The sequence below is a fragment of the Olleya sediminilitoris genome (genome assembly GCF_016785945.1).
Lineage (GTDB): Bacteria > Bacteroidota > Bacteroidia > Flavobacteriales > Flavobacteriaceae > Olleya > Olleya sediminilitoris.
On record NZ_JAEMEF010000003.1, the window covers coordinates 111,992 to 128,857 of the forward strand.

Sequence of the window (16,866 nt, forward strand, 5' to 3'; positions counted from 1 at the left end):
AGTGCCAAAGTGAAAGATTGATTTAAATAAATTTGATATTTTTAAGAATTTACGATCATAATTATCAAATTATAGATTTAGTCTTCATATGTAACTAAATCTATAATTTGATAAAAACTAGTTACTAGGTAATTGTGACAGTCTGTCGGTGACAATTTTGTAATTACGTGTTGTTTTTAATAAAAACACCTCTGTTTAAACAGAGGTGTTTGATACTATTTTTGATTTTTTTTATCAATTAACGAGTTAACCAACCTCTTTTATTTGCTGTTGCAATAGCATAAGGTGTTATCCAAAATAATCCAAATGTGTAAAGAATACTATATGAATATGCCCAAAACCCTTGAGTAGATTTATGACGATTCGTATAAAATATTAATGAAAACGTTGATAAAAATAATATACTAACTAAAGTAGATCCAAAAAATAGTAAAGGATGCACTAAAACAAAAAATAACATAAACAGCATAAAAGGGAAGCTCATTATAAGTTCTGCAAATTGACTTACAAATAAAAGTCTAGTTCCTGTTTTATTACCTTCTCTAAAATCTGTAAATACGTATTTTGCCATCTCCAAACTTTCTCTAACATTACTTCTTCCCCAACGAATAAACATTTTATATAGTCCTAAATATTCTTCAGGAACATTTGTATAGGCAACAGCATTACTTTGGAAAAGTACATGTTCGCCTTGTTTTAAAATCATGTTTGTCATCGCTCTATCCTCTCCAATATCTGAAGGTTGTCCCATAAATTTTTGCTCAATCCATTCCGGTAAACATTTAAAGACAGCACTTCGTCTGTAAGCAGCTAATGCTCCAGGAGTACATAATACCGAGTTTAAATTACTTTCGGCAGATCTAACAAATTCAAAACTCATTACAAAACTAACGTCCAGCATTTTAGGAAGCATTTCTTTTTTATTATTTAATACTCTAATGTTTCCTGCGACAGCACCACATTTTTCGTCAACTATAAATGGACTAACTAAGTTTTTTAAAGTGTCTTCAGTAACTATAGAGTCACTATCAACTGTAACAAAAATATCTCCTGTTCCTAAATTAAAACCTCTGTATAGTGCGTGTCTTTTACCTTTGTTTTTGGGTTGTTTATAAATTTCTAATGTATCACCAAGTTGTTTTTTTGCATCTTTAATCCAATCCCAAGTATCATCAAGACTTCCATCATCAATTGCTAATAACTGTATTTTTTCTTTTGGGTAGTTACTTTTTGATAAGCTTATTAATGTTTCCCAGACTTGTTTACCTTCATTATAAGCAGGAACAATGACTGTACATGTTGGTAATTCATTATCAGATACTGAAGCAATAGGCTTGTATTTATAGAAATTATAGGCAGTGTATGCAAAAAATAATACTTTATAAAAAAATAAAAAGGAAGCAATTGTAATAAAAGTTAATCCAATGGCTGATTGTGCTTGCATTGCATTAAATACTTCAAAGTCATTATGAAATACAGAAAAGAAGTATAAACCCAACATGATTAATAGAAAAGTACTTAAAAGAACCATTTTGTTTTGAGACGTTGATACGTTTTCAGAACCATTAAATTTTTGAAAATACTGTGTTAGTTTTTCTTTAAATGTTTTTTTTGAATTTGTATTAGCGTAATTTGTATTCATATAAATATTTAATATTTAGTTGATGTTTACAAGTGTTACGTCACATTAGTAACGTTTGGATGTTTGTTGCGGTCTATTTAAGAAAACTTTATAATTAGCTGTTTAATTTTATTGTATTAGCGATTATTGATATAAATTTTTAGCATAAAAAAAGCTCAACAGTATGTTGAGCTTTTAAATTTATTTTGAGTTTAAAAAGAATTAGTCTTCTTTTTTTGTGTCTCTAGGTTTACGATCATCACGTCTGTTATCACGTCCACGATTATCTCTTCCTCTATTATCACGTCCACCAGAACGTTTATCATCTCTTGGTGGTCTTTCTACAAAACCTTCTGGTTTTGGTAAAATAGCTTTTCTAGATACTTTTTCTTTACGTGTACGTTTGTCTACGCCAAAGTATTTTACATCAAAAACGTCTCCCATGTTGACTACATCAGATACATTTTCTGTACGTTCCCAAGCTAATTCAGATACGTGTAATAAAACCTCATTTCCAGGAGCTTCAACATACTCAACCACAGCTCCAAAATCTAACATTTTGATAACCTTAACTTCGTATACGCTTCCTACTTCAGGCTTAAATAATAATGAGTCTATTTTTGCTAAAACAGCATCAATACCTTTATTACCAACTCCTAATATTTCAACAATACCTTCTTCTGTAACTGGATCCTCGTTAATAACGATTGTAGTTTCAGTTTCTTTTTGCATTTCTTGAATCACTTTTCCTCCAGGTCCAATTAAAGCACCAATAAACTCGTTAGGTATACGTCTTGTAACCATTTTTGGAGCATGTCCTTTAACGTCACTTGCAGGTGTGTCAATAGTATCTGTTATTTTTCCTAAAATATGTAAACGACCATCACGAGCTTGTTTTAATGCATTCACTAAAATTTCGTATGATAATCCTTTAACTTTAATATCCATTTGACAAGCAGTAATTCCGTCTGCTGTACCTGTAACTTTAAAGTCCATATCTCCTAAGTGATCTTCATCACCTAATATATCAGATAATACTGCGTATTTACCAGATTCTACATCTGTAATTAAACCCATTGCAATACCAGAAACTGGTTTTTTAAGTTTAACACCAGCGTCCATAAGTGCCATAGTTCCTGCACAAACGGTTGCCATAGATGATGACCCGTTAGATTCTAAAATTTCTGATACAACACGTACTGTATAAGGACAGTCTGCTGGTACCATATTTTTTAATGCTCGTTGTGCTAAATTACCATGACCAACTTCACGTCTAGAAGTCCCTCTTAAAGGTCTTGCTTCTCCTGTTGAAAAAGGAGGGAAGTTGTAGTGTAAGTAAAAACGCTCTTCACCTTCATAAGAAGCCATGTCTATTTGGTTAGCTTCTCTTGAGGTTCCTAAAGTTACTGTTGCTAATGCTTGAGTTTCTCCACGAGTAAATACAGAAGACCCATGTGTTGATGGTAAGTAGTCTACTTCACACCAGATTGGTCTAATTTCGTCAGTTTTACGTCCATCTAAACGTAAACCTTCGTCTAATGTTAAGTTACGTATTGCAGCTTTTTCTGCTTTAGCGTAATATTTTGATACTAAATCTCCATAATCTGCTAATTCTTCTTCACTAAAAGTTGCTTTTATTTCTTCTTTAATTTCAGAAAAAGCATTGCTTCTTTCTTTTTTTGAAGATCCAGCTTTGGCTACAGCATATACTTTATCATATGCTAAATCGTAAATCTTTTTTGCTAAATCATCATCAGAACGTTCAGCATCATATTCACGTGTTTCTTTTTTACCAAAAGCTTCAGCTAATTTTACTTGAGCAGCACATTGTACTTTAATAGCTTCATGAGCAAATTTAATTGCTTCAGCCATTTCTTCTTCAGATATTTCTAGCATCTCACCTTCAACCATCATTACTGAGTCAGCAGAAGCACCAATCATCATATCAAGATCAGATTCTTCTAATTGCGCACGTGTTGGGTTGATGATAAACTCACCATTAATACGACCAACTCTAGCTTCAGAGATTGGGGTTTCAAATGGTACGTCAGATAATTGAATTGCAGCAGATGCAGCTAATCCAGCCATAGCGTCAGGCATCACATTTTCGTCATGAGACATTAACTGAATCATTACTTGTGTTTCTGCATGGTAATCTTTTGGGAATAATGGACGTAAAACACGGTCTACAAGACGCATTGTTAATACTTCTCCATCACTTGGTCTTGCTTCTCTTTTGAAGAAACCTCCAGGATAACGTCCTGCTGCAGCAAATTTTTCGCGATAATCTACCGTTAGTGGTAAAAAGTCTACGTCGCTTTGCTTGTAGTTAGAAACTAATGTACATAATAACATACAGTTTCCTGATTGTACAACAACAGATCCATGTGCCTGTTTTGCTAATTTTCCGGTTTCGATAGAGATTTCTCTTCCGTCACCAAGGTCTATGACCTCTTTAAAAACTTTTGGAATCATAAATTTTTTTAATTCTAATTAAACAATGGTCGTTGTGTTGTGTGTGGTAGTAGTAGTTGTGATGACCAATGAAAAACTGTAATTAGCTTCTTCTATATTGGAGTTTAGACTCTTCCAAATCGAGTTATGATATAACAAAAAACCACGCTGAAAAGCGTGGTCTTTTTATTTAGATTATTTTCTTAATCCTAATTCTTTAACAATTGCACGATATCTTAAGATATCCTTTTTAGTTAAGTAGTCTAATAATGAACGACGTTTACCTACTAATTTTACAAGTGAACGCTCAGTGTTATAATCCTTACGGTTTTTCTTTAAGTGTTCTGTTAAGTGGTTAATTCTGTAAGTGAATAAAGCAATTTGCCCTTCAGCAGTACCTGTGTCTTGAGCGTTTTTACCATGTTTAGCAAAAATCTCTTCCTTTTCTTTTTGATCTAAATACATTCTAATATTATTGTAAATGATTGTTATGTACACGAAAGCCTTTCTTTCGAGCTGCAAATATAGTTATTTTTATTAAATGGCAAACATTTGATTTAATTTATAAATAGGGTGTAATTATAATTTAAATGTATTGTTAAACATAATTTAACAAAGCAAGAATTTGTTAATGTATATAGTATTTTCTTACAGTTAGTTGTGATTTTTTTTAACTATTTTTATACTTCTTATGACGTTTTGGTTGCTTTTTAAAGTAAGAGGTCATATATTTATTGCGCTATAAATCAATTTTGTATGTTACAAAACCTGTCTCTAGAACTAGAAAAAGACAAGCTATTTGAAAATATATTTTCTTTTGCTAAAGAAGGTATTGCTATTGTTAGTCTATCAGGTGAGTGGATTAAAGTAAATAAAAGTGTTGCTGATATTTTAGGCTATACTGAAAGTGAATTGTACGAAATGACCTTTAGAGAACTCACGCACAAAGATGATTTAGAGTTAGATTTAAGTCAAATGCAAGCGTTATTGGCTGGTTGTATAGATGACTATAGTATGGAAAAGCGTTATTTTCATAACAAAGGGCATATTGTTTGGTGTAAATTAAGTGTGTCTTTAGTTAGAAGTGATGACCAAAAACCTCTTTATTTTATTTCTCAAATATCAGATATTACAGAACGAAAAAGTAATGACGAAAAGTTGGAGTTAATGCTAGCTGTTGCTGAAAAGCAAAAAAATAGGCTATCTAATTTTGCAGATATTATTACACATAATTTAAAAACCCATGCTACTAATTTGACGACTTTAGTCTCTTTTTTAGAAGAAGAAGCAAATGATTTAGATGATATTGAAGACTTTGTGTTTTTAAAGGAGTCTGTGTCTAATTTAGGAGATACTGTTTCACATTTATCTAAAATAGCTAAGATTAAATCTTTAGAGTTAAACGAAATTGAAGCTTTAAACGTGAATAGTTATGCTAATCAAGCTATGTATAATGTAAAGGCATTAGCTAAACGTATTGAGGCTACTATTGTTAATAATATCAATCCAAATCATAACATAAAAGCAATACCAGCTTATTTAGATAGTATTATTTTAAATTTTTTAACTAATGCTATTAAATATGCGTCTAAAAAAAGAAAACTAAAAGTTAGTATGTCTTCAAGGTTAAAAGGAGATTGTGTTATTTTAGATATATCAGATAATGGACTTGGTATTGATTTAGATAAATATGGCGAAAAACTATTTGAAATGTACAAAACCTTTCATAGACATAAAGATGCTGTTGGTTTAGGATTATTTATTACACGTAATCATGTTGAAGCTTTAGGAGGTTGTATTGAAGTAGATAGTAAAGTAGATCAGGGAACAACGTTTTCTGTTCATTTTAAAAATGCTGAATGTTAAGATTGCTAACGTCATTTTAATATTTATGTTATAAACTTAATTAAATGAAATTCCATATATATACTTCTATTGTATTGCTAATATTTTTTTGTAGTTGTGCAACACATAATAACAATAAGTTGACTCAGAACTTTACAGCAAAACAAACTAGTTTAATACTTAATGCAGACGCTAGTAAACCAATGCGTGTTTTTAAAATTAATGCTAAACAAGATTCAGTATTATTAAGAAAAAAAAGCACTTATGTTAAACCTGATGTAAATGATACCGTTTTAAAACAGTTTACACAACGTTTATATGCTACTGTTAGAGACAGTATGTCAATGGGTGTTGGTATAGCTGCACCACAAGTAGGTATTTTGAAAAATATTATTTGGGTACAACGTTTTGATAAAGACGATACACCTTTTGAGGTGTATTTAAATCCAAAAATAATTAATTATTCCGAAGAAAAGCAAACTAGGAGAGAGGGTTGCTTATCTATACCAAATCGGGCTGAAACCTTAAACTCTAGATCTAAAGTTATTACAATTGAATATGATACTATGGATAATCAGCATGTAACGGAAGATATTTCAGATTTTACTTCTGTTATTTTTCAGCATGAAATAGATCACTTAAACGGTATTTTATTTTTAGACCATTTAGATAAAGAGATTAAAGATGCTAAATAATAAAAAAGCCTTACTTTTTAAAGTAAGGCTTTTTTGATTTATGCTCTTAATGGCTGATTGGTAATCAAATCTATATATTGATTTACCTTGTTTTTTAGTTCTTTACGATGAGTAATAAAATCTAGAAAACCATGTTCTAATAAAAACTCAGACGTTTGAAAGCCTTCTGGTAATTCTTGTCCAGTGGTATCACGTACAACACGTGGTCCTGCAAAACCAATTAATGCGCCTGGTTCTGAAATGTTAATATCACCTAGCATTGCAAATGATGCTGTCGTACCACCTGTAGTTGGGTCTGTTGCTAATGATATGTAAGGTATACCTGCGTCTGCTAGTTGTCCTAATCTTGCTGATGTTTTTGCTAATTGCATTAATGATAATGCTGCTTCCATCATACGAGCTCCTCCAGATTTAGAGATGACCATTAATGGTAATTTATGTTCTAATGAATATTCTGCAGCACGTGCTATTTTTTCTCCAACAACACTTCCCATAGATCCTCCAATAAAAGCAAAATCCATACAAGCAATAACTAAATCTTTTCCTTTAGATTTACCTACTGCACAACGTACAGCGTCTTTTAGGTTTGTTTTATTTTCTGCAGCTTTTAAACGGTCTGGATATTTTTTTGTATCCTCAAACTTTAATGGATCTTTTGAGGTTAGGTTTGCGTCTAGCTCTTTAAATTTATTATCGTCAAATAATATTTCAAAATATTCTTTACTTCCTATTCTTACGTGGTAACCGTCTTCTGGACTTACGTAAAAGTTTTTTTCTAGTTCTTTTGAGTCTACTATTTTTCCGGTTGGAGATTTATACCACAGTCCTTTTGGGATGTCTTTTTTCTCTTCGGTAGCGGTTTGTATTCCTTTTTCTTTTCTTTTAAACCAAGCCATATTGATTTACTATTTTGGGATTAAGATTTTTAGATGTTTTCTAATAATCTATATTTTTTGTTAGTTTAGTTTGCTTTTGCAAGTGTACAAAATTACATTTTTTATTACTGAAACTCAAAAATTGTAGTGGCTATCTGTTTTTTGTTGCTTTTGAGGTATAAAAAAATTCCGTTTAAGTCCTATACATACTAGGTTTAAACGGAATTTTATTTTATGTAATGTTCTTGGCTTGCGTTAGGGATTGTAGTGGCATCCTTTTTTGTTTTTTTTCAAAAAAGATATAACGGAAAGCCCGACCCTTGGGTAACGCCAAAATTGTTTTATAGTGTGTCTACGTTATTTAGGTCTTCAAATGCTTTTTTAAGACGCTCTACAAATGTTTGTTCTCCTTTACGTAACCAAACACGTGGATCGTAGTATTTTTTGTTTGGAGATTCTGGTCCATCTGGACTACCAATTTGTGATTGTAGGTAGTCTGTTTTTTCTGCCATATAATCTCTAACTCCTGACATGAATGCGTATTGCATGTCTGTATCGATGTTCATTTTTATAACTCCGTAACCTATTGCTTCTCTAATTTCTTCTAGGGTTGATCCTGATCCACCGTGAAATACAAAGTCAATATGGTTGTGTGGTAAGTTGTGTTTTTGAGATAAAAACTCTTGAGAGTTTTTTAAGATTTTTGGTGTTAATTTTACGTTTCCTGGTTTGTAAACACCGTGTACGTTACCAAATGCAGCTGCTATTGTAAATTGGTCGCTTACTTTGCTAAGCTCTTCATAGGCATAGGCTACTTCTTCTGGTTGTGTGTATAATTTAGACTCGTCTACATCACTATTGTCTACTCCGTCTTCTTCTCCTCCTGTAATACCAAGTTCGATCTCTAAGGTCATACCCATTTTGCTCATTCTGGCTAGGTATTGTTTACAGATTTCTATGTTTTCTTCAAGTGGCTCTTCACTTAGGTCAATCATGTGTGAGCTATATAATGATTTTCCTGTTTCTTTAAAGTGTTGCTCACTTGCATCTAATAAACCGTCAATCCAAGGTAATAATTTTTTTGCACAGTGGTCTGTGTGTAAAATTACTGGCACACCATAGGCTTCTGCCATTAAGTGTACGTGTTTTGCTCCTGCTATAGATCCTGCTATTGCTGCTTTTTGATCTTCGTTACTTAGTCCTTTTCCTGCGTTAAATTGTGCTCCACCATTTGAAAACTGAATGATTACTGGTGCGTTTAATGCTGCTGCTGTCTCTAAAACACCATTTATAGTGTCTGATCCAATAACATTAACTGCTGGTAATGCAAATCCTTTTTCTTTTGCAAGTTTAAAAATTTCTTGTACTTCTTTTCCGGTTGCAACTCCTGGTTTTATATTATGAGCCATTTTGTATGTATTTAGTTGTATTTGTATATACCTCAAAAGTAGTAAAAAAATGCTATGTTTTATTGCCTTTTTAACAATAAAAGCACGCAAACGTTATAGCAAATTAGGTGTTTTATTTAGAATGGATAGTTGATACCTATGTTGTATACTGCATTAGCAAAGTTGTAGTCTTTAAACCATCTGTTGCCTAAAGTATAGGACGGATCATAGGTTTTAAAACCTATATCACCACGTAATACAAAAAAGTTAAAATCATAACGTAATCCAAAACCAGAACCTACTGCTATGTCCTTTAGGCTATCGATGCCAGAAAAAGTAGCTTCGTCTTGTTCTATGTCATCAAAAACATTCCAGATATTTCCTGCATCAATAAAAAAGGCTCCGTTTAAAGCGCCAAATAGATTAAAACGTTGTTCTACACTTAAGGCTATTTTTAAGTTAGCTTCATTAAACTCGTTACTAGTTTGTAAGCTTCCTGGTCCAAGGTTATAGGCAGACCATGCTCTGTTATCATTGGCTCCACCTGCAAAGAAACTTTTAGAAAATGGTATGTTTGTTGAGTTGCCATAAGGTACTGCAATACCAAAAAATGTTCTGATAGCTAATACGTTTTTGTAACCTAGCTTCCAGTGTTTAATATAGTCAAGCTCTGTTTTTGCGTATTGAGAAAAAGCAACATTAAACATTTCATATTTTCCGTCTTCATTTTTTTCTAATCCTAACGCTCTAGATGTTAGAGCAAATAAGTTTCCTGCTAACTCGAATCTTGCTCTGAAAATTGAAAAATCCTCGTCAGCTAAGTTGTCGCGTCTGTCTTTTACGTAGCTAAAATTAGTTGCGAAAATAAGGTTGTCTTCGGTTAGTCTTTGTTTACGTTCGTTAATTGCGTTTGCTGTGTCTAAATCGTCTGTAGATAATATAGAATTGTAACTTCCGTTTGCGACTTGACTTAAAAAAGTATTTGCTCCTGTTGGGATACTCAAATCTTCGGTATCATCTATAAATCCGCTTGTTTGGGCAATTGAGTTTAAGGATTCATAAGAGGTATTGTATACATTAAAGTAGTTTGCTGTATTTAGGTTTTTTACAAACTGAATATTAAACAAATCTAACTTATTTGTGACTGTATTGTTTGGATACCATTTGTAATTGAAAGATCCAGTAAAACTCTGTTTATCCAACCCAATATTAGTCTGACTAGTAGCAGCTACTGTTAAGCTGGTAGACGGAAACATGAATTTAGGTATTATTTTTTCGGTATTAAAAGGAGAGAATAGTCTTGGGATTGTTAGTTTTAGATTAGCACCAAGCTCGTTAATATCAAAAAATTGATCGTTATCATTATTACTATCTTTTGACGCTCCAATAGAAGTGAATCCAGAAATTTCTAGAGTTTCAGCTGCATTAAATACATTTCTTATTAATAAACTAGGGTTTATTGAAAATCCGATAGTTTGGATGTTACTTTGCATGGCTTCGGTACTAAACTCTAATTCAAATTTCTGTAAAGGTGTTAAGTAGATATTTGCAGTAAGTGTCGTGTCTGGATTTTCAATATAATCAATATTAGGGTATTTAAAGGTGCGCAAATCACTAATTTTTCTTGATGTCAGTGGTCTGTTTTTGTCTTTAAAAATAGTATTTGGTGTAATAAACACAGCATTAGTTAAAGCTCTAGGTTTGTATTTAAGTTTACCAATACTGTAAATATTATAACCATCGTAACTAGTCGTGTCACTTGTTGGTACGTTTCGGTCTTTGTATGAGCTATTAGTAAAAATATTTACATCTTTAACTTTAAAAATTTTAAACTTTTCTCTTCTAGAAATTTCATCTTCTCTGACAAGTTTGTCTTCAATTACTGTGGTTATATTTAGTTTATGGTTACCCAAAATACTATCACCAACAAAACTTACATAATCTTGGCTAAAGTGGTAAACACCATTGTTTCTCATTAAATCAACAATTCTGTCTTCCTCTCCATAAACATTTGAAATACGGTATTGCTTACCTTGTTTAAGTAAACTTTTTTCTTTGTGTTGGTTGTATATTTTTTCTACTTCAGGAGATCCAATAGTAACGTCAAGTGTGTCTAGCATGTATGGTTTACCTGTTGATATTAAGTAGTCTATGGTTGCTTTTTTGTCATCACCTCTTGTTATCTTATAATCGGCTCTAGCATTAAACCATCCATTTACTTTGTAGTAGTTTTCTATTTTAGTTATAGATTTATTAGTTAAAGCTGTATCAACAATTACAGGAGCTTCACCTGTGCGTTTGATCCATTTATTAAAGTTGGCTTTAGACTCTAACCTTTTTTCTAATTGTTTTCTAGATAAAAATTTGGATTTACGCTCCATCTTATCTGGTTGACTATAATATTCGGCATTTAAAATAGAATCTATATTTGGACGTGCAGTATTGTAAAAATATAGTCTTAAAGGTATGTTGGTGTATGGTATAGGTAATCTTGTATTTGGCTTTTGGTACAATAAATTTGAAATGGTATCATTAGTTACTTTTTGATTGTTAATAGTTAATGTGTTTTTTGTTAGAAGGTACTGGTCTTTGGCTACACGTTTAACCGTATCACATGCATTTAACAAGCAAGTTAATACTACTAAAAGGACAACTTTAAACTGATAATTTTTCAAGAGATATGTAACTGTTTCGGGTGTTTAACGCAAATTTTGTGCCTGAAATTGACTTTGTATTCAAAAATACACTATTTAATTAATAAAGTAATTTTAAATAAATAGAAACACACAAATGCTAACTGCAAATTTTTCATTTTCTTTATAAAAATTTTAAATATTGTGATTTCTAAAAATCAAATCAAAAGTATAACGCGCTTAAAGCAGAAAAAATATAGACAACAGGAAGGTTTATTTATTGCTGAAGGCGTTAAAGTCATACGTGAGTTTTTAGACTCGTCGTTTAGTTTGGTGGATTTATTTACTACCGAAACTTTTAATGTTGACAACGAAACTTTAATCACTGCAGTAGAACTTAAAAAAATAAGTTGTTTAACTACTCCAAATACTGCTTTGGCTATTTTTAAAATCCCTATTTCAAAAGCAGAAATTGGTAACGAATTGATTGTTGCTTTGGATGCTGTGAGAGATCCAGGAAATTTAGGGACAATTATAAGATTGTGTGATTGGTTTGGTGTTAAAAACCTTGTTTGTAGTTCAGAGACTGTAGATTGTTACAACCCTAAAGTTGTTCAAGCCACCATGGGATCTTTAAAACGCGTCAATATTACATATACAGATTTGGACTTGTTTTTAAAAGAGACCACTTTACCTGTGTTTGGTGCTTTTATGGATGGTCAAAATGTTTATCAATCAAACTTGCCTAAAGTAGGAGTTTTGATATTAGGAAACGAAGCAAACGGAATATCAAAAACTATTGAAGCTTCTGTAACAGATAAAATTAGTATTCCACGATTTGGAGACTTACAAGCTACAGAAAGTTTAAACGTTGCTACTGCAGGTGCTATTTTATTAAGTGAATTTAGAAGAGGGTAATTTTACTGTACAGTAAAATTTATAAAAAAACCTCTTGTTTGCATTTGTGTGATGTTACCTGTCCATGGACTGTTTGGATCTTGATCTCTTACTAATTCGTCTTTCATTGCAAAAACACCTCTAAGCGAAGGCGTAAACTTAAAACGGTCCAAATAAAAATCAATACCAATACCAAGTTCAAAAAACTGCATGTTTTTAACCATTCTAAAAGCACCAGAATAATTGTCGTCAGGATTTTTCTCGTTACTAGATAAGTTAATAGCTGTAGAGACTCCTGTTAAAATAAAAGGTTTGATGTTGTTAACACGTTTAGTAGAAATCTTTAATAGTAAAGGAAAATAGACATAGGTAGATTTAACTTCACGTAATAAATCAGAATCTGAAACGTCGTCTTCAAAACCATCAAAATAATTTTCTTGGTAATTTAAATTACGTTGAGAGATTACTAAACCTGGTTCAAATCTAAGGTCAAAATAATCGTTAAGACGTATATTACCAAGTAACCCAACATTAAACCCAACGGTACGTTCTGTTTGAATATCTCCAAGGTTTTGGTTATAATCAAATTTAAAATCTAAATTATTAAATCCAAGGTAATAACCCCAACTTAGCTTTGCTTTATCAACAGTTTCAAGGTTTTTAATTTTTTCTTTAGAAAATAATTGGGCTTGAGACACATTTGCAATTAAAAGTGCAATTGCAAAAAGGTAAATATGTTTTGTAGTCATTATTGTTTTGATGCTTTGTAAATTGTAGCTACACCAAATGTTTGAGGCATATCTGTAACATTAATAAACCCAATTTTTCTTAAAATATTGTTTAAAGCTTCTCCATAAGGAAATGCATTAGCACTTTCGCTTAAATATTTATAAGCAGTTTTGTCTTTAGAAAACAGTTTTCCAACGGTTGGTAAAATGACTTTAGAATGAAATTGATAGCCTTGTTTAAAAGGAAACTTAGTTGGTACAGAAGTTTCTAAAATAACAAATATCCCACCAGGTTTTAAAACTCGTAAAATATCTTTTAAACCATTTTCCAAAGTTTCAAAATTTCTAACACCAAATGCTACAGTAATAGCATCAAAAGTATTGTCATCAAACGGAAGGTTTTCAGAATCACCAATAACCATTTCAATTTTTTGATCTAGTTTTTTGGTTTTTATTTTCTGCTTTCCAACTTCCAGCATTCCACTACTAATATCAAGACCAATAATTTTTTCAGCACTAGTTTCGGCTAAATTAATTGCTAAATCACCAGTTCCAGTTGCAATGTCTAATACATTTTTAGGATTAGTAGCCTTAACTAAAGCAACTACCTTTTTTCTCCATTTAATATCAATACCAAAAGAGATTACTCGGTTTAAGCCATCATATTCACCAGAAATGGTATCAAACATTTTAGTAACCTGTTCTTTTTTGCCTAAGTCGCTATTTTTGTAGGGATTTACTTTTGTCAAAATCAATTTTTTTACAAAGATAATGCATTCAGAATAGTCTATAAAACTTCAAAAGAATAAATAATTGACACTTAAATATTTAAATTAAGTACCTTTGTATTCCCTATATTTATAAATAATATGAAAATAATTATTGCTGGAGCTGGTGAAGTTGGATTTCATTTAGCAAAATTATTGTCTTACGAGTCTCAAGAAATTACACTTATTGATACACATAGAGACAGTCTATCCTACGCAGATAACCATTTAGATATCAAAGTAATAAAAGGTGATGCAACATCTATAGCTATTCTAAAGGAAGCAAAAATAGATCGTGCAGACTTGTTAATTGGTGTTACAGCATCAGAGACTACAAATATTACGGTTTGCGTTTTAGCCAAACAACTAGGAGCTAAACGTACAATAGCTAGAATATCAAATACTGAGTTTATTAAGCACAAAGATGAAGTTGGTTTTACCAGATTTGGTATTGATGAACTAATTTCACCTGAAAGTTTAGCAGCTTCAGAGATTGAATTACTTTTAAACCAATCCGCTTTTAAAGATAGTTACGAGTTTGAAGGAGGTGCATTAACTATGGTTAGTTTAAACCTAACTAGAACTGCTGGTTTTGTTGGTAAAACCGTAAAAGAAGCAGCTCAATTATTTTCAGAAATTCATTTTGTGCCAATTGCTATTCAGCGTTTTGGGACACAGTATACAATTATACCAAGAGGAGATACACAATTTAGAGAAGGTGATAATGTTGTATTTATTACCTGTGCAAGTGGAGGAGATGAGTTGTGTAAAATGACCGGAAAAACTAATACTCCTGTTAAGGATGTGATGATTTTAGGAGGTAGTAAAATTGGTTATAAAACTGCACGAGACTTATCTGCAAACGGTTTTAATGTTAAGTTAATAGAAAATAATAAAGATGCCGCTTTTGATTTAGCAGACGATTTGCCAAAGGTGCTTGTCATTAATGGTGATGGACGTAATGTCGAGTTGTTAGAAGAAGAGAATATAGGCGAAATGGATGCGTTTATTTCGGTTACTGGTAATTCTGAAACCAATATAATGTCGTGTTTGGTAGCTAAATCGAAAGGCGTTAAAAAAACAATCGCTTTAGTTGAAAACATGGATTATTTTGAGTTATCACAATCCATAGGTATTGATACTTTGATTAATAAAAAGCTATTAGCAGCAAACAATATATTTAGATACATTCGTAAAGGTGAAGTCGTAGCAATGACTAAACTTAATAACATGAATGCAGAGCTTCTAGAGTTTAGGGTTAAAGCGACTTCTAAGATTTGCAATAAGTTAATAAAGGATGTTAAATTTCCGCGTTCCGCAATTGTTGGAGGTGTAATTAGAGGAGGAAAAGGTATTATTGCTTTAGGTGATTTTAGGATTGAAGAAGGAGACTACATTGTAGTTTGTTGCTTGCCAAGATCTATTAAAGAAGTTGAAAAACTATTTTTATAATGGGAAAAGGACTACGCCTTAATTACAAAATAATTTTTTATTTTTTTGGACTATTATTGGTTTTTAATGGAGGTTTTATTCTGTTATCAGCCTTAGTAAGTTTTTTTTATAAAGATGGTGTTACTTTGCAATTACTGTCTTCAGGTACTGGTATTTTAATTTTGGGACTTATAGGTATGTATCACCATCGCAATCATAACAAAGAGATGAATAAGCGAGAAGGATACATTGTCGTGTCTTTTGGTTGGATCGTAATGTCTATTTCTGGTGCAATACCTTATTTAGCATCAGGAGCAATACCTAATTTTACTAACGCTTTTTTTGAAACCATGTCAGGTTTTACTACCACAGGAGCTTCAATTTTAAATGATATTGAAATTGTGCCAAAAGGTGTTTTATTCTGGCGAAGCTTAACACATTGGATTGGAGGTATGGGTATTATTGTATTAGCAGTTGCTATCCTACCTTTATTAGGGATTGGTGGTATGCAATTATTTGCTGCTGAAGCACCAGGACCAAGTGCAGATAAATTGCATCCTCGTATTACAGATACAGCAAAACGATTATGGTTAATTTACTTTGGTTATACAGCTGCTGAAACTATTTTGCTTAAAGTAGCAGGAATGAGCTTTTTTGACGCAGTAAACCACTCGATGTGTACGTTGTCCACTGGAGGTTTTTCTACTAAAAATGCTAGTGTTGCCTACTGGAATAACAAGCCAATTATACAGTATATCATTATCTTTTTTATGTTTTTAGCAGGCTCTAACTTTGTATTAAGTTACTTTGCTTTTAAAGGTAAAGTACAAAAAGTAATTCAAGATGAAGAGTTTAAATTATACTTTAAGTTTGTCGCTATTTTTACTGTAATAGCTGCATTGATAATTTATTTTAGAGCAGATTTAACCTTGTCTACAATTGACCATCCAATGGTTTGGGGAGCAGGTGAAAGTGCTTTTAGACATTCCTTGTTTCAAGTGTTATCTGTAATTACAACTACAGGATTTGTTACAGCAGACTATACTTTATGGACTCCATTTTTAGTAGTATTCTTCTTCGGGTTGATGTTTTTAGGAGGTTCAGCTGGTAGTACAGCAGGAGGTGTAAAAGTGGTCCGTCATTTAGTTTTGATTAAAAACGGTTTCTTAGAATTTAAGCGTACCCTTCACCCAAATGCAATTGTACCTGTTAGATATAATAAAAAAGCTATTTCTAAAGAGATTGTATTTAATATTTTAGGGTTTTTCATATTGTATATGATTGCTTTTATTATTGGTGCATTAGGCTTTTCTATGATGGGAATTAATTATGAGTCTTCTGTTGGTATCGCTGCCTCAAGTTTAGGAAATGTTGGTCCTGCTTTAGGTCAGTTTGGTCCAGTAAATAACTATGCGTCACTTCCTGCTATTGGTAAATGGTGGTCTGCATTTTTGATGTTAATTGGTCGTTTAGAGTTGTTTACAGTCTTGATTTTATTAACACCTTTTTTCTGGAGAAATAGATAATTAAAT

General features: G+C 31.9%; 13 protein-coding genes. 5 read left to right on the forward strand and 8 right to left on the reverse strand.

What is annotated here, in order from left to right; all coding sequences use genetic code 11:
- Positions 1-238: 238 nt before the first annotated feature.
- The 3 genes from JAO71_RS04790 to rpsO form a co-directional block, all read right to left on the reverse strand.
- A complete protein-coding gene (locus tag JAO71_RS04790; RefSeq protein ID WP_202999272.1) occupies positions 239-1,642 on the reverse strand; it encodes a glycosyltransferase in 1,404 nt (467 codons plus the stop codon).
- Between the two features lie 201 nt (positions 1,643-1,843).
- The gene (locus JAO71_RS04795; protein ID WP_202999275.1) at positions 1,844-4,096 is read right to left on the reverse strand and encodes a polyribonucleotide nucleotidyltransferase; all 2,253 of its coding nucleotides are present in this window, start codon (positions 4,094-4,096) and stop codon (positions 1,844-1,846) included.
- A gap of 174 nt (positions 4,097-4,270) precedes the next feature.
- On the reverse strand, positions 4,271-4,540 hold the full coding sequence (gene rpsO / locus JAO71_RS04800) for a 30S ribosomal protein S15 (RefSeq protein ID WP_028289067.1): 270 nt from the start codon (positions 4,538-4,540) through the stop codon (positions 4,271-4,273).
- Positions 4,541-4,831: 291 nt separating this feature from the next.
- On the opposite strand from rpsO, the gene JAO71_RS04805 reads away from it, so the two are divergent.
- Complete coding sequence (locus JAO71_RS04805; RefSeq protein WP_202999277.1) at positions 4,832-5,941, forward strand: sensor histidine kinase; 1,110 nt, start codon at positions 4,832-4,834, stop codon at positions 5,939-5,941.
- A 44-nt stretch (positions 5,942-5,985) separates the two neighbouring features.
- A complete protein-coding gene (gene def / locus JAO71_RS04810) occupies positions 5,986-6,615 on the forward strand; it encodes a peptide deformylase (RefSeq protein ID WP_116824076.1) in 630 nt (209 codons plus the stop codon).
- Between the two features lie 38 nt (positions 6,616-6,653).
- On the opposite strand, the gene accD is transcribed toward def, so the two are convergent.
- The 3 genes from accD to tamL all read right to left on the reverse strand — a co-directional run bounded on the left by accD (position 6,654) and on the right by tamL (position 11,553).
- Positions 6,654-7,511: an acetyl-CoA carboxylase, carboxyltransferase subunit beta gene (accD, locus tag JAO71_RS04815; RefSeq protein WP_028606562.1), complete on the reverse strand. Its 858-nt coding sequence runs from the start codon at positions 7,509-7,511 to the stop codon at positions 6,654-6,656.
- Positions 7,512-7,831: 320 nt separating this feature from the next.
- Positions 7,832-8,899, reverse strand: a complete 1,068-nt coding sequence (gene fbaA, locus JAO71_RS04820; RefSeq protein ID WP_054851961.1) for a class II fructose-bisphosphate aldolase — start codon at positions 8,897-8,899, stop codon at positions 7,832-7,834.
- A gap of 116 nt (positions 8,900-9,015) precedes the next feature.
- Complete coding sequence (gene tamL / locus JAO71_RS04825; RefSeq protein WP_202999285.1) at positions 9,016-11,553, reverse strand: translocation and assembly module lipoprotein TamL; 2,538 nt, start codon at positions 11,551-11,553, stop codon at positions 9,016-9,018.
- Positions 11,554-11,715: 162 nt separating this feature from the next.
- On the opposite strand from tamL, the gene JAO71_RS04830 reads away from it, so the two are divergent.
- On the forward strand, positions 11,716-12,429 hold the full coding sequence (locus JAO71_RS04830) for a TrmH family RNA methyltransferase (RefSeq protein WP_202999287.1): 714 nt from the start codon (positions 11,716-11,718) through the stop codon (positions 12,427-12,429).
- 2 nt (positions 12,430-12,431) lie between these two features.
- Here JAO71_RS04830 and porT read toward each other — a convergent pair whose 3' ends face one another.
- Both porT and ubiE read right to left on the reverse strand, forming a co-directional pair.
- Positions 12,432-13,157 (reverse strand): type IX secretion/gliding motility protein PorT/SprT, encoded by a 726-nt coding sequence (porT, locus tag JAO71_RS04835; RefSeq protein ID WP_036598299.1) that lies wholly within the window; start codon positions 13,155-13,157, stop codon positions 12,432-12,434.
- Entirely contained in the window at positions 13,157-13,885 is a 729-nt protein-coding gene (gene ubiE, locus JAO71_RS04840) for a bifunctional demethylmenaquinone methyltransferase/2-methoxy-6-polyprenyl-1,4-benzoquinol methylase UbiE (protein ID WP_028289060.1), read from the reverse strand. The genes porT and ubiE overlap by 1 nt, the downstream gene beginning before the upstream one ends.
- Before the next feature lie 120 nt (positions 13,886-14,005).
- Between ubiE and trkA the strand changes: the two genes are divergently transcribed.
- Together trkA and JAO71_RS04850 are read left to right on the forward strand one after the other, a co-directional pair.
- Positions 14,006-15,355, forward strand: a complete 1,350-nt coding sequence (gene trkA, locus JAO71_RS04845; protein ID WP_202999289.1) for a Trk system potassium transporter TrkA — start codon at positions 14,006-14,008, stop codon at positions 15,353-15,355.
- Complete coding sequence (locus tag JAO71_RS04850; RefSeq protein ID WP_028289058.1) at positions 15,355-16,860, forward strand: TrkH family potassium uptake protein; 1,506 nt, start codon at positions 15,355-15,357, stop codon at positions 16,858-16,860. The genes trkA and JAO71_RS04850 overlap by 1 nt, the downstream gene beginning before the upstream one ends.
- Positions 16,861-16,866: the final 6 nt, after the last annotated feature.